Below are 17,409 nucleotides of genomic sequence, written 5' to 3' on the forward strand. Positions count from 1 at the left end.
CGATGGGTGTCTATGCGATCAAGATGCCCGACATCGGCGAAGGCATCGCGGAAGTGGAACTCGTCGAATGGCGCGTGAAGCCCGGCGACTCGGTGAAGGAAGACCAGGTCGTCGCCGACGTGATGACCGACAAGGCGACGGTGGAGATCCCTTCGCCGGTGAACGGCAAGGTGCTGGAGCTGGGTGGGCAGCCGGGGCAGCTGATGGCCGTCGGCGCGGAGTTGATCCGGCTGGAGGTGGAGGGGGCGGGGAACGTGAAGGAGGGCGCGAAGGCGCCCGCTGTTGCGGCCGCTGCCGTGACGGGCGTGCCGCCTGACCAGAAGGACGACATCACGCACGAGAACACGGCCGTCGAGCCCGCACCATCGGGCGCCCTCTCCCGCTCGCGGGAGAGGGAAGGGGTGAGGGCAGAAGGTGGCCCAAGCGCCGGCCACCCTCACCCCAACCCTCTCCCGCAAGCGGGAGAGGGAGCAAAGCCGCCGAGCGTCACGCCGCCGCCCCGCCGTGCCCCCGGCGAAAAGCCCATCGCTTCTCCCGCCGTCCGCCGCCGCGCTTGGGAGCTCGGCATCGAACTGCAATTCGTCCACGGCAGCGGCCCCGCCGGCCGCGTCGAGCACGGCGACCTGGACGTGTACCTCGCCTCGCGCGGCCAGGCGCAAGCCGCCACGCCCGCGCGATTGCGCGAAAAGCAGGGCGAGGAGCAAGTGCCCGTCATCGGCCTGCGCCGCAAGATCGCGCAGAAGATGCAGGAGGCCAAGCGCCGCATCCCGCACTTCAGCTACGTCGAGGAGATCGACGTCACCGAGCTGGAAGCGCTGCGCGCCAAGCTGAACGAACGTTACGGCGCCGCGCGCGGCAAGCTGACGGTGCTGCCCTTTATCGCCCGCGCGGTGGTGCTGGCGCTGGAAGAGTTTCCGCAGATGAACGCCCGCTTCGACGACGACGCGGGCGTGGTCACGCGCTACCAGCCGGTGCATCTGGGCATGGCCGCGCAGACCGACGCCGGGCTGATGGTGCCCGTGCTGCGGCATGCGGAGGCGATGGACCTGTGGGCCTGCGCGAAGGAAGTCGTGCGCCTGGCCGAAGCCGCGCGCACCGGCAAGGCCACGCGCGACGAGCTGCAGGGCAGCACCATCACCATCAGCAGCCTGGGCCCGCTGGGCGGCATCGTCACCACGCCGGTGATCAACCACCCCGAGGTGGCCATCGTCGGCGTCAACCGCATCGTCGAACGCCCCGTGTTCCTGGGCGACGCGGTGGTGAAGCGTTCGCTGATGAACCTGTCGTCCTCGTTCGACCACCGCGTGGTCGACGGCATGGACGCGGCCCGGTTCATCCAGGCCATCCGCGCGCTGCTGGAAACGCCGGCGCTGCTGTTCGTGGAGTGACCGGCCGATGAAGACGATCGAGAAGAAGCTGCTGGTCATCGGCGGCGGGCCGGGCGGCTACGTCGCCGCCATCCGCGCGGGGCAGCTGGGCATCCCCACCGTGCTGGTGGAAGGCGACCGGCTGGGCGGCACCTGCCTGAACATCGGCTGCATCCCTTCGAAGGCGCTGATCCACGTGGCGGGCGAGTTCGAGAAGGCCACGTATTTCAGCGGCGACCACCCGCTGGGCATTCGCGTGCAAAGCCCTTCGCTGGACCTGGCGCGCGCGCAGAAGTGGAAGGACGGCGTGGTGGGCAAGCTCACCGGCGGCGTCGGCGCGCTGCTGCGCAAGGCGGGCGTGCGGGTGGTGCAGGGCTGGGCGCAGGTGGTGGACGGCAAGACCGTGGAAGTGGCCACGCGCGAAGGCGAGCCGGTGCGCATCACGTGCGAGCACCTGCTGCTGGCGACGGGGTCGGTCCCGGTGGAACTGCCCAACCTGCCGCTGGGCGGGCCGGTGGTGTCGTCCACCGGCGCGCTGGACTTCACCGAGGTGCCCAAGCACCTGGTGGTTGTCGGCGCCGGCTACATCGGCCTGGAGCTGGGGATCGCCTGGCGCAAGCTGGGCGCGGACGTGGCGGTGGTGGAAGCCGCCGGCCACGTGCTGCCTGCCTACGACGAGGAACTGACCAAGCCGGTGGCGGCGTCGCTGCGCAAGCTGGGCATCACGCTGCACGTGAACTGCAAGGCCGAGGGACTCACAGACACCGGCGACGGCCTGCGGGTGCGCAGCGCGCAAGCCGACGAGTACGTGCTGCCCGCCGACAAGGTGCTGGTGGCCGTGGGCCGCGTGCCGCGCACCGCGGGCTTCGGCCTGGAATCGTTGCAGCTGGACATGGCGGGCCGCGCGGTGCGCATCGACGACCAGTGCCGCACGTCGATGCGCAACGTGTGGGCCATCGGCGACGTCGCGGGCGAGCCGATGCTGGCGCACCGCGCGATGGCGCAGGGCGAGATGGTGGCCGAGATCATCGCGGGCGAACGCCGGCGGTTCGCGCCGCAGGCCATCCCCGCCGTGTGCTTCACCGATCCGGAACTGGTGGTGGCGGGCTTCACGCCGGAAGAGGCGCAGCAGAAGGGCATCGAAGTGAAGGTGGCCTCGTTCCCGTTCGCCGCCAACGGCCGCGCGCTGAGCATGGAAGCGGGCGAGGGTTTCGTGCGCGTGGTGGCGCGCCAGGACAACCACCAGATCCTGGGCTGGCAGGCGGTGGGGCAGGGCGTGTCGGAACTCGCTGCGGTGTTCTGCCATTCCATCGAGATGGGCGCACGGCTGGAGGACGTCGCGGGGATCATCCACGCGCATCCGACGCTGGGCGAGGCGGTGCTGGAGAGCGCGCTAAAGGCGCTGGGGCACGCGCTGCATATCTAGCGCCAGTGGCGTCGTTCCCGCGAAGGCGGGGATCCATGGCTCCCGGATTCGCGTCGCCGAGAAAGCGAAAGCCGTGGATCCCCGCCTTCGCGGGGATGACGCCTTCATCTTCGCGGGGATGACGTCTTCAACCAGCCAGGTGGCTAAGCCGCCGCCCGCTGCACCCAGCTCGGCTCCGCTTTCGTGAGATACGCCTGCCGCAAGGCCAGCAGCAGCCCCCACGAAGCAATGAGCCCGATCGACAGGCACAGCAAGCTGTGCAGCGCGGTCGCCATGCGGCGCTCCGTCATCGAAGGCACCGCGTTCACCGCGGGCGCGCTCTCGCTGCCCGGGCCGCAGGCGCCTTCGACCACCTTCGCGGCCGTGTGCCCATCGGCGCCCGCCACTTCCACCCGGCAGCGCACCACCTCTTCCGCCGAAGCCTTCGCGCCGATCAGCGCCAGCGCATAGCCGGGCGCGGGCTTGCTCGGCGCCCACGGCGCGAAGCCCACCCAGCAGGCCATCAGCATCAGCGGCACCGCCAGTGCCACCCACGTGGCCACGAAGCGGCGGAAGTTGCGCAGCGTCATGCCCTTGCGCGTGTGCCGCTTCGCGTGGCAGCGATGGCATTCGGACACGTGCGGCGCCACCACCGTGTGGCAGAACGGGCAGCGCAGCTCAACCTTGGGAGTAGTCATGCCGGAACTTTTTCTTCGCGGTCCGACATGATGGCGTAGCCCGGCCGTTTTGTGGTGAGGGCCACGCGGTGCGGCGCGACTTACTTCCGGCGCCCGCCCGCCAGCAGCAGCACGCCGCCGCCCACGATGGCGGCGATGCCCGCCCACAGCGGCACGTTGACGTCCTTGCGCTCTTCCACCTTGAGTTCCAGCGGACCCACCTTCATCGCGGTGTGCTCCTGCGTGTACGAAAAGCCGCCGTAGAAGACCGCCAGCAGGCCCCCGATGATCAGGACGACGGCGGTGATGCGAAGTGCGTTCATGGTGTCCTCCCTTCGGACAAAGAAGATGAGCTTGCATTGCACGCCGGTCCTGCAAGCGCAGCCGTAGGACCGCGCATGAGCCGGCCGTCGGCGGACCGCGCTTGCTGTGCAGTCGCCGATGAGCTGCACAATCCGGGCCCATGCTGCTGAAGGTCGGCGAACTCGCGCGCTCCACGGGCCTGACGGTCCGCACGCTCCACCACTACGACGCGATCGGGCTGGTGAAGCCTTCGGCGCGCTCGGAAGCGGGCTACCGCCTCTACGACACCGGCGACGTCGCGCGCCTGCATGCGGTGCAGGCGCTGCGCCACCTGGGCCTGCCGCTGGCCGAAATCGGCCCGCTGCTGGACGGGAAGGGCGCGCCGCCGGAAGCCATCCTGGCGCAGCAGATCCAGGCGCTGGACCGCCAGGTGCGCCAGGCCACCGAACTGCGCGACCGCCTTTCGCTGCTGCGCGAAGGCCTGTTGCGCGGCGAAAGCCCTTCGCTGCAGGACTGGGTGGGCAGCCTGTCGCTGATGGCCACCTATGGCCGCTACTTCGAGGCGGGCGAGCTCCAGCGCATCCTGTCGGGCTGGAACCGCAACGCGGCCGAATGGGACCAGCTGAAGGCCGGGGTGCGCGCCGCCATGGATGCGGGCCTGAAGCGCGACACGATGGAAGTGCAGGCGCTCACGCGGCGCTGGATGGGCCTGGTGTACCGCGTGATGGGCGGCGACCATGACCTGATGCAGCGCTGGGGCCAGATGTACCGGCGCGAGACGTCGGCGCACGGCCTGAACGGCGCGCCGCCCACGGACATGCTCGACTTCATGGAAGACTCGATCGAGTTCCGCCTGGGACTGCTGCGGCAGCACTTCAGCGTGGAAGACCTGACGGCCATGCGCTGGCCCGAAGACACGGAACGGCGCCTGCAGGCCATCGAGGACGAAAGCTGCGAGGCGATGGCTGCGGGCCGCGCGCCCGCCAGCAAGCAAGCCCGTGCGCTGCGCGCGCGCTGGCAGGCGCTGCTGGGCGAAGCGGCTGGCGGCGATCCGGCCCTGCTGGGCCGCATGCTCACCCTGCACCGGGCGCATCCGCTGCTGCTGGCAGGCGGCCCGCTCAGTGGCGAGGTGCGGGCCTGGCTGGTGTCCGCGGGCGACCCCGGCGCTTGACCCTCACGTAGCGTGAGGCTTCAGAGTCCTGCCCTGATCGCAAGGACTCGAGGATGACCCCCACCACTTCATCGCGCGCGGCGCTGTTCGCCGACCGCAACTTCCGCTGGATCGCCGCGGGCAGCGCCGTGTCGCTGCTGGGCGACCAGTTCACCGCCATCGCGCTGCCCTGGATGGTGCTGCGCCTGACCGGCGACACCGTGGCGCTGGGGCTGGTGCTCGCGCTGATCGGCGTGCCGCGCGCCGTCTTCATCCTGGCCGGCGGCGCTCTGGTGGACCGCCTGTCGCCGCAGCGCGTGCTGATGGCCACCAAGTACGTCAACACCGCGCTGCTGGCGGTGCTGGCGTGGGGCGTCTGGGCGCACGCGCTGCCGCTGCCGGCGATCTACGCGCTGGCGCTGGCCATCGGCGTGAGCAGCGCGTTCAGCATCCCCTCGGCCACGTCGATGCTGCCGCATGCCTTGCCGCCGCAGCTGCTGCCGGGCGCCAACGGCGTGATCATGGGCCTGCGCCAGCTGAGCATGTTCGCGGGACCGCTGGCCGCCGGCCTGCTCATCGCGCTTTTCGGTGACGGCGGCAGCGGCGCGGCCGACGCCAACGGCATCGCGATCGCTTTCGCGTTCGACGCTTTCAGCTTCGCGCTGTCCGCATGGACCCTGGCCCAGGTGCGCACCCGCGCTCCCGGCGCGCCGGCCGCTGTGCAGAACCTCTGGTCGTCCATCGTGCAGGGCCTGCGCCATGTGTGGAACGACGCGCAGCTGCGCACCTGCTACCTGTACTGGACCGCGGTGGCGCTGCTGGTGATGGGGCCGCTGCACATCGCGCTGCCCGTGCTGGCCAACAGCCGGCCCGAACTGGGCGCCGGCGCGCTGGGCCTGATGGCGGGCGCGCACGGCGCGGGCACGCTGCTGGGCATGGGGGCCGCCGGCAGCGGCGCGAAGCTGCGCATCGGCACCCTCGGCACCAGCGTGCTGCTGGCCGACGTGCTGATCGGCCTGCTGTTCATGCCCTTGGGCGGCATCCACGCCGCGTGGCAAGGCGCGACGCTGATGGTGCTGGTGGGCGTGCTGGGCGGCTTCATGCAGGTGGCCATCTTCACCTGGGTGCAGCGCCGTGTGCCGCAAGCGATGCTGGGCCGCGCGATGAGCCTGTTCATGTTCATCTTCATGGGGCTGGTGCCGGTGGCATCGGCCGCCGCGGGGTGGGTGATGAAGTGGGTGCCGCTGCCGATGCTGTTCGCCGGGTGCGGGGCGATGCTGGTGGCGGCCGCGGGGTTGGCGTGGGTGGCTACGCCGATCCGGCAGGTGAATGACGTGGCGGTGGCGTGAGGGCGGGCGGCGGCAGCCGGTCCAGTGGGCCGGCCGTGCCGCCGGCCGCCACCTTCAGCACGTGCGTGTAGATCATGGTCGTGCTCACGTCGCTGTGCCCCAGCAGCTCTTGCACCGTGCGGATGTCGGTGCAGGTCTGGAGCAGGTGCGTGGGGAAGCTGTGGCGCAGCGTGTGCGCGGTCACGCGCTGATGCAGGCCGGCGATGGCCGACGCGGCCCGTAGCGCGCGCTGGAGCCGATCTTCATGGACGTGGTGGAGCCGTTCGGCTCCGCTGCGCGGGTCGGAAGACGTTGAAGGCGAGGGAAACGCCCAGAACCACCCCCAGGTGCGCCCAACGTTCGGATACTTCCTCTCCAGTGCGTACGGCACTTCCACGCCCGGCGCATGCGCCAACCGGTCCTGGCGCCAAAGCGTTTGTGCGAGTACCAGCTGAGACTGCAGTTCGCCGGCGATGGACAGCGGCAGCATCACGACACGGTCTTTCGCGCCCTTGGCCTCGCGCACGACGATGACGCGGCGGTGGAAGTCGATGTCCTTGACGCGCAAACGCAGAACTTCCATCAGCCGCATGCCGGTGCCATAGAGCAGGCGAGCCAGCAGGGCGGCTGCCCCTGCATGGCATCCAGCAGACGATGCACTTCCGAGTGCGACAGCACCGCAGGAATGCGCTTACGCGCCGGTGGCCGTTGCAATTGCGCCATCCATGGCAGCTCCTGCCCGAGCACGTGCCGGTAGAGAAAGAGCAAGGCGCTCAGCGCTTGCTTGTGAGTGGACGGGGAGACGCGCCGGTCCGCCGCCAGCATGATGAGGAACCTTCCGACCTCGGGGCCACCCAGATTCTTTGGGTGGCGCAGGTCATGCCAACGCACGAAGTACTTGACCCAGTACACGTAGGCGCGTCCGGCGCGCAGACTGAGGTGGCGGTGGCGTGCTTGTGCGCGGACCTGGTCGAGCAGGCGCGGCTGATGTGAAGGCAGCTGGGCGTCCGTTGGCGCTGGGGAGGGAAGCATGCTCCCGGAACGGCTTCGCGTGGAGAAGGTTGGCCGCGTTTCGTTGACAACGGAACCTGCTCCAGGCGCGTTGCTGCCCCTCGGAACGGGTTGGCTTGTGTGCTGTTTCAGGGTGCGTATAGTCGTACCTGAATAACCAAAGGGGGAGGGAAAAGTCTTGAAGCATCAACGACATGCAGTCTTCGTGAGGACGAGGTTATTCGGCATCTGCGGCTTTGCAGGTTCCGACATGCGCTCCAAATTACGTTAGACGGCACGATGCGCATCGCGATCAACTACCGACTCACGGGCACAGGTTGGTCCGAATGCGTGATCTCGTGCGACGAGAAGTCTTGTGTCACGACCGCCTCTTACCTCTCAGATGCGCTGGGGAATCTGGTGCGCGCTGCTGTGGCGGTGCTCTCAGGGTTCAGTGCCCTGATATTCAGCTTTGAGGAGGAGCCTGGCGAGTACCGCTGGGTGATTCGCAGCGCGCGATTGAACGAGATCGACGTCGCCGTGCTGGAATTTCCTGACCTATATGGCGGGCGGCCTGACCACGAAGGCAAGGAGCTGCTTCGAATCCGGTGCATTCCGGAGGACTTTGCGCAGGCAGTCTATGAAGCGGCTGCTCGCGTTCTGGGGGAGGAAGGTGAGACCGGCTATGCCGAAAAGTGGTCCGAACACGAGTTCCCCACTCATCAGCTCGTAGAGCTTGGGCGCCTGCTGGAGAAGTTGGGCCATGCCGTCTAACAGGTCGTTCGACTCGGACACCGGAGTGCTTGCCTGCGCTGCGCGCACTCGCTTCCCCGGCGCCGGTCAACTCCAACGTTAGGCGGCAAAGTCCGACATCGCGACAGAATCCACCATCATGAAATTGGGTGAACTCAAGTCCCTGGGTCACAATATTGCCGGCTCTTTGGCAAGCGGCATCGGACTGATGATTGGCGTTTACGACATGAACGTTTTTGCCGAAGCCTCGTCGTCATCGGAGGGATTCGTCACTGTGGACTTCCTGAACGCTTCATCTACAGGCGCTTCCGTTTCTGCCAAGCTCGGTCGCGCCATTGTCTTGTACAAGGATGCCTTGCCAGCGTTGTGCGCAAAGCATGGTCTGGACCTTGGTGAGATCAAGATCGTTCAGGTGCGGTACGGAGTCGACCCAGTGTACGGTCCTCATTTCACAGTCACGGTTGAAACTGCGGACGGCCGCCGTTCCGCAGATCAGTACCTCGGAGTACCCGGAAGGCGTTTGCGCCGAGGCCATTCCAGCAGACTTAGGGACAGCCACTAGTGAAGTTGCCGCCTAGCAAGTTGTTCGACGCGGACGCACAAGTGCGTCCGCGCTTTCAGCGCTCCTGGTGCTTGTGCGCCGGTCAACTCCGACGTTAGAGCTCACTGGTGACACACACATTCACCCTCTCCCGAAGCGACTTCACCTCGTTCCAGCGGCAGGTCGTGAAAGTCCTACGAAAGACAGTACCTCGTAGCTGGGCTTTCCTGCTGCAAATGGCTGTTTGGCTATTTATCGGCTTGGCGGTGTCGACCTATCTCCGACTGTACGACGCAGCCTCCGAGTACCGGCGCCCGCTCGCCATCGTTGGCGGACTGACTGTCCTCGCCGTGGTGGTATTTGTGCTCGCGAGGGTCGCGCCTGGCCGAATCGTTCAGAAGCACCTCCTCAGGGACAACGGTTCGCTCCTCTCTCCGCAGACCATCACTCTTGACGAGGAGGGGCTTGTTGTGATCACGCTCGAAGGTCAGGGGTCGTCCCGGTTTGCGTGGGCCGCTTTCATCGGACGTACCGAGGATGAGCGCAACGTGTATCTATTCCTTGAGCCAAGCTACGGGTTCATCATTCCGAAGACCGCGATCGCCGGCGCAGGGCAAGAACTGGTTGGGCGGAAGCTCCGTGAGCTCTAACAGGTCGTTCGACGCGGACACGGAGCGGCATTGCGCCGCGAAGCGTGCTTGTGAGCGTACGCCTCGCGGCGCAATGCCGCCGCGCGCCGGTCAACTCCAACGTTAGACCTCACTAGTGAGTGCCTGATGGAGTTCAACCGTTCCGAGCGAACCATTCTTCGAGAACTCGCCTCCGAGGTGTACGAGGCGGAGGCCCGGAAGGTCCTTGCAGAATTGGACGCCTCGTTCCGCGAATGGCGCAAGAAGCAAAGGCTCAGCTCGGACCTGTTGGCGGACATCCATGCGTTCCACCAACGTGATTCGCGTGATCTCTGGGCTACGTACCAGGGATTGGACGACGCTACGGTTGTCGCGCGTGGAGTAGCGTTTGGCTTCCTGCCGAAGAAGAAGGTCCCGAGCCAGATCCTCCAGAAGTTGGACCTGGAGTTCTGGAAGGGCATGGCACGTGAAAGGCGCGGGTGATGTCCAACAGGTTGGTCGACTCGGACACGTTGCGGCAAGGAGCCGCACAGTGCCGTTGGAAATCCTGCACCGTGCGGCCCCTTGCCGCAACGTGCCGGTCACCGCAGATGGCACATCCGATCACTCGTGCGTTTGTGCAACTGGCCACCGTGACAGCCCTGGCGGCGGTGGTGCTCATTGCGTACGCTTGGTTCGCAGAGTCGCGCGGGGAGTCGCGAGCTCGTGAATTTTGCGATCACGTCAGAATTGGAGAGAGTTCGGCGACGCTGCTGGAGCGGGCGTACGCTGCAGGCGCAGATCGACGGCAAACTCGATGGCTGAAGGTAGGAGCGGAGGAGCCTTGGCTTCCCGTCACATTCACCGGGGCGACTCCGCTGTCTCGCCACATCTGCTCGGTTCGCGGAAGCAGTGTGGTGAGCGAGTCCCGCTATGTCTACCTCGACTAAGCGGTCTAATAGGTCGGTCGAGGCCGACACCCAGCAGCAAGGCGCCGCGAGGGGCCGTCGGATGTTCTGCACCTCGCGGCGCCTTGCCGCTGGGTGCGGCTCACCTTCACGTTAGATCGCAAGATCAGCCATGTCCCGCAAGTTTGGCACTGCCTCGCTAATCATCGCAGTCTTCTCGTGCCTTGGTCTCGTGTCCGTTTGGCACATAGGCCGCTTAGGAGTACTGTTTGGCGGTAAATTGCTCGCCTTGGTTGAGTGGCTCGGACTGGTGACGTCGAATCCCTACGCAGTCTTGAAGTCGAGCAGTGTCTTTTCGTTGAACGACGCCAACGCTGTTCTCTGGTTCACCTGGTTTGCGGTCGCGATGGCGCTTACGGCAGTTGCTCTCGCACTCTGGGCGGAGTTTCGGGGCGAATCGAGTGCCAATTCCGCGGCAGGTTTCACCGTCGCTCTTCTCGGGATCGGCATCTTCCACCCACCTTCTGGTTTGGTCGGAGGCTTGCTTGGTCTTGCAGCGCTCTCGGTGGTGCGGCGAAGGAGGGACGCCAGTGCGATCTAACTGGTCGTTCGACACGGACACGGAGCCTGCCTCGCTTTCGTTGACACTCTTGCCCAATGGAGAGAGTGGTGCAAGCCGCCGGCTGCCTCTATGCTAGGTCTCATGAAAATCTTTGGCTATCCGGCAGGCGCGCCCTTGAACGACCATGGGCTCGTTGAACTGGAAGAGGTGTCCTTTGCGGCTGATGCAGATGCGCTGCGCTTGATCGCCGCATACCTGCTTTCGGCCGCGGACGGGATGGACGCGGCTGGAGCCAAATTCGGGCACGTGCATGCACAGGACGAGGTCCAGGGGTGGTCCGCCACCTGGCCCGACGTCATTGTGGCCCGGGGTGACCGTTAGGCCTCATGTACAAGCTCTCTCATCTCGTCGACGGCCGCTGGACGCAGCACTCCTGCAAGCCGGCGTTCTCCGTCGGGCGCAAACCATCAGGTCGCGTGGAGAACGTGTGCAACGACGCGGACGCCGGCGCTTGGAACATCAATGCGCAAGAGGCGACAAGACTGCTTTGAGACGTTCTTCCCCCGGGAACCCTAGGTCATCAATCCGCCATGGCTGCCATCTTCGCTTTCAAGTGCTCCTGTTGTGGCAAGGTCCATGAAGGCTCTCCTTCCTACGCCTTCAAGGCGCCCGACCACTATGCTTCCTTGAGCGAAGAGCAGAAGGCGGCAATGGGGCGCATCAACACCGACCTGTGCACGGTCACTCGTGGCGAGGGCACGGACTACTTCATTCGTACCGTGCTGGAGATTCCCATCCACGGAGTGGCGGAGCCATTCACCTGGGGTGTCTGGGTATCCCTCTCGGAGAAGAGCTTCAAGCGCTATGTGGAAACCTACGATGAGCCGGTTGAAGGTGACGGGTTCTTCGGCTGGGTCTGCAACGCGATTCCTTGGTACCCGCCGGCGGAGCCGCTCGCGACCGATGTCGCCGTTCAGCTTGGCGGCAAAAGGCCGCTTCTGTTCCTCCACCACGGGGGTTCGGATGATCACCCCCTCATCGTCGATCAGAGGCGTGGAATTTCAGTGGCCAAGGCACAAGAGATCGCCGAGTTCTTGCAGCATCCGGCATGACCTGCCATCAGCACTCAGGGTGCCTCCCTCCCGGCAGGGTAGGCGGAGTACGCATCCCTGCAGCCTCATTGCCTAGCAGGCTGGTCGATACGGACGACGGCGCAAGCCGCGGCGCTGCGCAGGAAGGTGTGGCGTCGAATTCGGTCTGTTATCGGTTGCGGTGAGAGTTTCTCGCGGCAACAATACGCAGCCGCAATGCTTATGTGGTGCGCTCGTCCCAGCGTTCGCTGTGGCGCAGCCGCGAGACCGCGGCGCGAGAGGCAGTGGGGCCTGTTTTCACCGGGAGTCTTCCATGCAAATCACCCTCGCCAGCCTCTTCGTCGAAGACCAGGACCGCGCGCTGGCCTTCTACACGGGCATCGTCGGCTTCGAGAAGAAGCACGACATCCCCATGGGCACGTTCCGCTGGCTGACGGTCGTTTCGCCGGAAGGCGCGGCGGGCGTGGAGCTGGTGCTGGAGCCGATGGCTTTCCCGCCGGCGCGCACGTTCCAGAAGGCGCTGTTCGACGCGGACATCCCCGCCACGGCCTTCATGACGAAAGACATCGCGGCCGAGTACGCGCGGCTGAAGGCGCGTGGCGTGAAGTTCCGCGGCGAGCCCATCGCCATGGGCCCGATCACGGCGGTGATGTTCGAGGACGGCTGCGGCAACCTGGTCAACCTGGTGCAGCCGGCCGGCGGGGCATGACCGCGGGGAACGATTTCGACTCGGCCGCATGACCAGCGCCGCTTTCAGCGCACTGATCCTCGGTGCCGTCCTGAGCGCGGCGGCGGCGCTCGCGCACCTGGCGTGCATCGCGATCGGCGCGGCCATTTGGCAAGTCAGGTGAGCCTCCTCATGACTTCCGTGTCCCCATCGCCCCTGCTGACCGACCTGAACGAAGGCGTCCTGACCTTGACGCTGAACCGGCCCGGCAAGCTGAACGCCATCGACAACGACCTCGCGCAGGCGCTGCTGGCCGCGATCGAAGCAGCCGGCGGTAACCGCGACGTCCGTGCCCTGCGAGTCCGAGGCAACGGCCGGGCGTTCTGCGCCGGCCGCGACGTGGGCGCGGCGCCGACGGAGCGCGACCTGGTGCTCGTGCAGGCCGTCGCCACGGCACTCGTGCAGTTGGACAAGCCTGTGCTCTTCGCGGTGCACGGCTGGACGATCGGCGCCGGGCTCGAATGGATGCTGGACGCGGACATCGTGGTGGCGGCCAGCAGCGCGCGCTTCAAGCTGCCGGAAGCGTCGCTGGGCGTCTTCGTCACCGGCGGGCTGAGCGCCACGTTGGCCGCCTATGCGGGCCTCGGCCGCGCCAAGGCACTCACGCTGCTGGGGGGCGAGTTCACGGCCGGGGAGGCGCGCGCCTGGGGGCTCGTGTGGCAGGTCGTCGCGCCCGAAGAACTCGAGGCCATTTCGCTGCAGACGGCCAGGCGGCTGGCTTCGCTGCAGCCGGCGGTCGCACGCCAGTTCAAGCGGGTCCTCAACCAGGTAGGCCTGGCGCACTTCGATCGTGCGATCGAGCTGGAAAACCAGGCGCAGCGGACGCTTGGCGGTGAACCGGGCACGGCATGAGGTGACGGGGGCCGGCACCGCTGCGTATAGTGGCACCGTCGCTGCCATCAGGAGCCGCCGCGCATGTCTTCCGCCATCTACGGCGCTTTCTTCTTCACCGTGGCACTGCTCGTGACCACGGCGTACTTCATCATGGGCGGTCTGCCGCTGCTGGTCCTGAAGCACGATGTGCCGCTGGACGCGCGTTTCATCCGCGGATTCTTCAACGTGTACTACGTGGCCGCGTTCTGGGCGGGGCTGGGCGCTTCGGCCAGCTATGGGCTCTGGGGCCGCCCCGTCTTCGCCGCCGGCACGGCGGCGATAGCGGCGGCCGCGTTCCTGTTGCGGCGGCACCTGCTGCCCGCGATGCACCGGCTGGGCCTGCGCATCGAGGCGAACGATGAAGGCGCCATCCGGCGTTTCCGCCGCATGCATGTCGCCGCGCTGCTGATCAACCTGGCGCTGCTGGTGCTGCTGGTCTGGGGCGTCATCCAGCTGTCGCAGGCGCTGGCCGCGAAGTAAAGAGCGTTGGCTCAGCAGGCCCCTTCGCCGGGGATTGCCCACAATGCGTTTTTGCTTTTCGCTTCGGCAGGAGCGCATCGTGACATTGAAAGACATCCCCAACGCCGATCTCATCCGTGCCGTGCTCGACGGCCAGGTCGTGCAGGTGACGCCGAACGACGACGGCTGGACGGACATGGACCCGGCGGTGGCGGTGGCCACGCTGGTGCGCGGGGCGCCGGGCCTGAAGTTCCGCCTCAAGCCGCGTTCGCTGGTGCACTGGCTGCCGGTGTACCGCGGCAAGGACGGTGTCGGCGTCGGCAACGTGTACCTGGACCGCAGCCGAATCCCGCGCGAGCTGCCGGCCGGGCCGGTGGTGAAAGTCATCCGGCTGGAACTGGACGCCGGCACGCTGGAACCGTTGTCCGTCACCGCGGAACCGCTGGAAGGTGACGGCAACAAGGCGGCCCGCCCGCCGATGTCCGTGCACGAGAGGGACGCGCAGGCCGTGCAGCGCGTGTTCGACGACCTTCGCGCCGAAGCCTGACTTTCACCATCGTCGTTGGCGAAGCGCTTCACGGCCATCGCCGCGGAGCGCCGATCGTGCGCGATGGCCCGTCCAGCCGATAGCGTCTGCATGGTGGCCGCGTAAGGTCCCGCCCATTTGCGGCAAGGCGGCTCATGGGCACAGGTCTTTTCATCTTCATTCCGGTCACGGCGGTCGTCCTGGGGCTGTCCGCTGTTTCGATGCTCGCCACGGCCAGGTGGCAGAAGGTGCTGTTCGGCATCCTGTTCGCGCTGGCTTTCGCGACGCTGCAGCTCTTCGCGTTCGTGCAGTCCTTCGCCATGGTCTATTGCGAGAACTGTGCCGGCCGGCCGTTCACCTGGCGCGAATTCGCCGCTTTCGTGATCCTCGTCGCGCCTTTTGTCGTTTCCGTCGCGTTCTGGGCCGCAGCCGTCTGGTATCGGCGCCACCGTGGCAGGGGCTGACCGGAGAAGACAGGCTCCGGCCCCCAGCCGGTACAGTGGTGCGATGAGCACCACCCTGCACCACGACCGCGTGCGCGTCACGCTGGGCGGCGACGGCGTCGCCGAAGTCGCGCTGGCGCGCGCCGACAAGATGAACGCGCTGGACCCGGCGATGTTCCACGGCATCGTGGGTGCCATCGCGCAGCTGCGCGAAGAGAAGTCGCTGCGCGCCGTGGTGCTGCACGGCGAAGGGCGCGCGTTCTGCGCCGGCCTGGACAAGAGCAGCTTCGCGGCCATCCTCGGCGGCGACAAGGGCTTCAGCGACCTGATGGCGCGCACGCACGGCCTGGCCAACCATTTCCAGCAGGTCGCATGGGGCTGGCGCGAGCTGTCGGTGCCCGTCATCGCCGCGGTGCAGGGCGCGGCTTTCGGCGGCGGCCTGCAGGTGGCGCTGGGCGCCGACGTGCGCTATGCGCGGCCCGACGCGAAGTTCTCCGTGATGGAGATCAAGTGGGGTCTGGTGCCCGACATGTCGGGCGCGGTGTTCCTGGCCGAGCTGGTGCGGCCCGACATGGCGCGCGAACTCGCGTTCACCGGCCGCATCGTCGAAGGCACGGAAGCGGCGGCCATCGGCCTGGCCACGCGCGTGTGCGAAGACCCGCTGGCCGAAGCGCGAGCTGCAGCGGCCCGCATCGCGGCCAGCAGCCCCGATGCCATCCGCGCTGGCAAGCGGCTTCTCAACGGTGCTTCGCCCGTGCGGGCCGACGAAGTGCTGCTGGCCGAATCGCGCGAGCAGCAGGCGCTGATCGGCAGCCCCAACCAGCTGGAGGCCGTGCAGGCCGGGCTGGAGAACCGCGCCGCGCGGTTCCGCTGACGGCACGGGCGCCGCGCGGCGGCTGCCCTGCCGTACCAAACGCTACAAAGCCGCGCCAGGCGGCATGGACGGCGCGGCTTGCGCGGAAGAAGCTGTCGGCCGGTCCGCGGTGCCCACGGCGCCCGGCCGTCGACACCGCACGGCCGCCACCCGCAGGGCGGCCGCCAGGCGGACCCGAGCTGCGGTTTCTTCGAGCGAGGACTTCCATGAAGCGCTACATGATCGAACGCGACATCCCCGGCGTGGGCCAACTCAAGGGCGCGGAGCTCAAGGGTGCGGCGGCCACTTCCTGCGACGCGCTGGCCGCCCTGGGCGGCAAGGCTCAGTGGGTACAGTCGTACGTGACGGACGACAAGACCTTCTGCGTGTACATCGCGGAAGACGAGGCCGCTGTGAAGGAGCACGCCAGGCTCAGCGGTTTCCCCGCGACGCGCATCACCGAGGTGCGCGGCATCATCGACCCGATGACCGCTGCCTGAGCGGTTGTCGCACGGCGCCATGCGCCGTTGGCGGACGCGACCGGCGGGCGCGCCCCGCCAGGATGGTCCTCCATGGAAGACGACCTGCTGGAAGCGCTCGCGCATTTCGAACGCGCTGCCCGCCTGGTGCTGGGCACGACCGCGACCGCCGCGTTGCTCGGCACGCTGCTCGCGCGCCTGTTCGCCGCGGCGTGAAACGCCGCTTCAACGCGGCGGACCTTCCAGCCCCACCGTCAACGAATCCAGTTTCATCCGCCACGCCGCCACCGCCGCTTCGCTGCGCGAGCGGCCCAGCGTGAGCAGCGCGCGTGCGGTGGCCGGCGTCCGCAGGCGCGTGAACGCGGCGGCGTCCAGGCGACATTCGATGCGCGCGAGGCCGCCTACCCGAGCGCCGTCCCACCAGAGCCGGAACATCCGCGCTTCGTGCCATGCGCGCGCGGGCGTTGAGAGCAGGAAGGCGATCATGGCGGCCACCAGAGGCACGGCGAGGCTCGCCACGTCGTTCGGATCGGCCGGCGTGAGCGCAATCCCCAGCAGGTGCCGCAGCAAGAGGACGGGTGCGACGGCGGTGACGAGCACGAGCGCCGTGGTCGCCAGCCATTGCCGCAGGTACGGCCCGAAGCCGGTGGGCGATCGCACCGCGTGGCCGTCCACCGTGGCGGCGGACACGCGCAGCCGGTGCCACTCGTAGCCTTGCCGCACCAGCAGCGGATACGCCACCAGCGCGACGGCCGAGATCGGCCACAGCCAGCGCAGGTCCGGCGCCGCGCCTTGCAGCTTCGCCGTAACCCATGGCTGCGCGACGGCCCATGGCAGCCCGAGCGCGAACAACGGCCAGCTTGCGCGATAGATCGCCGGCCAAGTTGCCGTGAAGCGAAGGTGCATGCCGCGCCACGACAGCGCGTCGAGGGACCTCGCGGCGGACACCGCCCACAGGTACGGCAGCATCAGCACGCCGCCGGCGATCACCAGCGGCATCGGCGGCCCTTCGCCGAATTCACCGGCCACGCGCAGGCCGACGAAGAGCAGCAGCAACAGCAGCGCGGGCAGGCGCGAGCGGGGCACGTCGGTCCACTGCACCGATGTGCCATCCAGCGCCGTGTTGGACGCGAGATAGCGCGCCTGGCGGCGGCGGACGACAGGTGTGTACAGACCACCGAGCAGCAGGTTCACCAGCCTGTCGCGGCGCAGGTGGCGGCGAAGGTCTTCGCCGCTGCCGGTGAAGGCGAAGGTGCTCCGATCTTCGCGCATGACCCGGTCACCGGAGGTGGATGCCGGGTCAAGCCCGGCATGACAAAGCTCGGGGCGCCGTTCCTGCCCCTTGCTGTCATCCCGGCGAATGCCG

At 67.5% G+C, this 17,409-nt stretch carries 25 protein-coding genes; 20 read left to right on the forward strand and 5 right to left on the reverse strand.

Annotation, left to right across the window (positions count from 1 at the left end; genetic code table 11):
* The first annotated feature begins 2 nt into the window (after nt 1-2).
* Nucleotides 3-1,388, forward strand: coding sequence for a dihydrolipoamide acetyltransferase family protein (locus EZ216_RS00300; RefSeq protein WP_135247580.1), 1,386 nt, complete (start codon nt 3-5; stop codon nt 1,386-1,388).
* 7 nt (nt 1,389-1,395) lie between these two features.
* Nucleotides 1,396-2,793, forward strand: a complete 1,398-nt coding sequence (gene lpdA, locus EZ216_RS00305; protein WP_135247581.1) for a dihydrolipoyl dehydrogenase — start codon at nt 1,396-1,398, stop codon at nt 2,791-2,793.
* Nucleotides 2,794-2,936: 143 nt separating this feature from the next.
* On the opposite strand, the gene EZ216_RS00310 is transcribed toward lpdA, so the two are convergent.
* Together EZ216_RS00310 and EZ216_RS00315 are read right to left on the reverse strand one after the other, a co-directional pair.
* Entirely contained in the window at nt 2,937-3,470 is a 534-nt protein-coding gene (locus EZ216_RS00310; RefSeq protein WP_135247582.1) for a hypothetical protein, read from the reverse strand.
* Between the two features lie 80 nt (nt 3,471-3,550).
* Complete coding sequence (locus EZ216_RS00315; protein ID WP_135247583.1) at nt 3,551-3,772, reverse strand: hypothetical protein; 222 nt, start codon at nt 3,770-3,772, stop codon at nt 3,551-3,553.
* 140 nt (nt 3,773-3,912) lie between these two features.
* On the opposite strand from EZ216_RS00315, the gene EZ216_RS00320 reads away from it, so the two are divergent.
* The gene (locus tag EZ216_RS00320) at nt 3,913-4,923 is read left to right on the forward strand and encodes a MerR family transcriptional regulator (RefSeq protein ID WP_135247584.1); all 1,011 of its coding nucleotides are present in this window, start codon (nt 3,913-3,915) and stop codon (nt 4,921-4,923) included.
* 53 nt (nt 4,924-4,976) lie between these two features.
* Nucleotides 4,977-6,251, forward strand: coding sequence for an MFS transporter (locus tag EZ216_RS00325; protein ID WP_135247585.1), 1,275 nt, complete (start codon nt 4,977-4,979; stop codon nt 6,249-6,251).
* Here the strand turns inward: EZ216_RS00325 and EZ216_RS22090 are convergent.
* Together EZ216_RS22090 and EZ216_RS22095 are read right to left on the reverse strand one after the other, a co-directional pair.
* On the reverse strand, nt 6,211-6,822 hold the full coding sequence (locus EZ216_RS22090) for a tyrosine-type recombinase/integrase (protein WP_135247586.1): 612 nt from the start codon (nt 6,820-6,822) through the stop codon (nt 6,211-6,213). The two genes, EZ216_RS00325 and EZ216_RS22090, sit on opposite strands and share 41 nt — an antisense overlap.
* On the reverse strand, nt 6,813-7,262 hold the full coding sequence (locus tag EZ216_RS22095; protein ID WP_205959597.1) for a phage integrase N-terminal SAM-like domain-containing protein: 450 nt from the start codon (nt 7,260-7,262) through the stop codon (nt 6,813-6,815). Before EZ216_RS22095 ends, EZ216_RS22090 begins: the two co-directional genes overlap by 10 nt.
* A 258-nt stretch (nt 7,263-7,520) precedes the next feature.
* On the opposite strand from EZ216_RS22095, the gene EZ216_RS00340 reads away from it, so the two are divergent.
* The 16 genes from EZ216_RS00340 (at nt 7,521) to EZ216_RS21940 (ending at nt 16,259) form a co-directional block, all read left to right on the forward strand.
* Entirely contained in the window at nt 7,521-7,994 is a 474-nt protein-coding gene (locus EZ216_RS00340; RefSeq protein WP_135247588.1) for a hypothetical protein, read from the forward strand.
* 118 nt (nt 7,995-8,112) lie between these two features.
* Nucleotides 8,113-8,535: a hypothetical protein gene (locus EZ216_RS00345; protein WP_135247589.1), complete on the forward strand. Its 423-nt coding sequence runs from the start codon at nt 8,113-8,115 to the stop codon at nt 8,533-8,535.
* Between the two features lie 107 nt (nt 8,536-8,642).
* Nucleotides 8,643-9,164, forward strand: a complete 522-nt coding sequence (locus EZ216_RS00350; RefSeq protein WP_135247590.1) for a YcxB family protein — start codon at nt 8,643-8,645, stop codon at nt 9,162-9,164.
* A 126-nt stretch (nt 9,165-9,290) separates the two neighbouring features.
* Nucleotides 9,291-9,626 (forward strand): hypothetical protein, encoded by a 336-nt coding sequence (locus tag EZ216_RS00355; protein ID WP_135247591.1) that lies wholly within the window; start codon nt 9,291-9,293, stop codon nt 9,624-9,626.
* 576 nt (nt 9,627-10,202) lie between these two features.
* On the forward strand, nt 10,203-10,631 hold the full coding sequence (locus EZ216_RS00360) for a hypothetical protein (protein ID WP_135247592.1): 429 nt from the start codon (nt 10,203-10,205) through the stop codon (nt 10,629-10,631).
* Nucleotides 10,632-10,733: 102 nt separating this feature from the next.
* On the forward strand, nt 10,734-10,973 hold the full coding sequence (locus EZ216_RS00365) for an Imm32 family immunity protein (RefSeq protein WP_135247593.1): 240 nt from the start codon (nt 10,734-10,736) through the stop codon (nt 10,971-10,973).
* A 5-nt stretch (nt 10,974-10,978) separates the two neighbouring features.
* Nucleotides 10,979-11,143: a hypothetical protein gene (locus EZ216_RS21215; protein WP_167772785.1), complete on the forward strand. Its 165-nt coding sequence runs from the start codon at nt 10,979-10,981 to the stop codon at nt 11,141-11,143.
* Nucleotides 11,144-11,182: 39 nt separating this feature from the next.
* Entirely contained in the window at nt 11,183-11,704 is a 522-nt protein-coding gene (locus tag EZ216_RS00370) for a DUF2199 domain-containing protein (protein ID WP_135247594.1), read from the forward strand.
* A 292-nt stretch (nt 11,705-11,996) separates the two neighbouring features.
* On the forward strand, nt 11,997-12,392 hold the full coding sequence (locus EZ216_RS00375) for a VOC family protein (protein ID WP_135247595.1): 396 nt from the start codon (nt 11,997-11,999) through the stop codon (nt 12,390-12,392).
* A gap of 150 nt (nt 12,393-12,542) precedes the next feature.
* Nucleotides 12,543-13,262 (forward strand): enoyl-CoA hydratase/isomerase family protein, encoded by a 720-nt coding sequence (locus tag EZ216_RS00380; protein WP_239024238.1) that lies wholly within the window; start codon nt 12,543-12,545, stop codon nt 13,260-13,262.
* Between the two features lie 63 nt (nt 13,263-13,325).
* Nucleotides 13,326-13,763, forward strand: coding sequence for a hypothetical protein (locus EZ216_RS00385; RefSeq protein WP_135247596.1), 438 nt, complete (start codon nt 13,326-13,328; stop codon nt 13,761-13,763).
* A 79-nt stretch (nt 13,764-13,842) separates the two neighbouring features.
* Nucleotides 13,843-14,289, forward strand: a complete 447-nt coding sequence (locus EZ216_RS00390) for a hypothetical protein (RefSeq protein ID WP_135247597.1) — start codon at nt 13,843-13,845, stop codon at nt 14,287-14,289.
* A gap of 200 nt (nt 14,290-14,489) precedes the next feature.
* Nucleotides 14,490-14,732 (forward strand): hypothetical protein, encoded by a 243-nt coding sequence (locus EZ216_RS00395; protein ID WP_135247598.1) that lies wholly within the window; start codon nt 14,490-14,492, stop codon nt 14,730-14,732.
* Between the two features lie 43 nt (nt 14,733-14,775).
* Nucleotides 14,776-15,585 (forward strand): crotonase/enoyl-CoA hydratase family protein, encoded by an 810-nt coding sequence (locus EZ216_RS00400; protein WP_205959598.1) that lies wholly within the window; start codon nt 14,776-14,778, stop codon nt 15,583-15,585.
* A gap of 206 nt (nt 15,586-15,791) precedes the next feature.
* Entirely contained in the window at nt 15,792-16,064 is a 273-nt protein-coding gene (locus EZ216_RS00405; protein WP_135247599.1) for a DUF4242 domain-containing protein, read from the forward strand.
* A gap of 72 nt (nt 16,065-16,136) precedes the next feature.
* On the forward strand, nt 16,137-16,259 hold the full coding sequence (locus EZ216_RS21940; protein ID WP_275405125.1) for a hypothetical protein: 123 nt from the start codon (nt 16,137-16,139) through the stop codon (nt 16,257-16,259).
* 9 nt (nt 16,260-16,268) lie between these two features.
* Here the strand turns inward: EZ216_RS21940 and EZ216_RS00410 are convergent, their stop codons facing one another.
* A complete protein-coding gene (locus EZ216_RS00410) occupies nt 16,269-17,315 on the reverse strand; it encodes a DUF898 family protein (protein ID WP_167772786.1) in 1,047 nt (348 codons plus the stop codon).
* Nucleotides 17,316-17,409 lie beyond the last annotated feature (94 nt).

Source organism: Ramlibacter humi (genome assembly GCF_004681975.1).
In the GTDB taxonomy this organism is placed as follows: Bacteria; Pseudomonadota; Gammaproteobacteria; order Burkholderiales; family Burkholderiaceae_C; genus Ramlibacter; species Ramlibacter humi.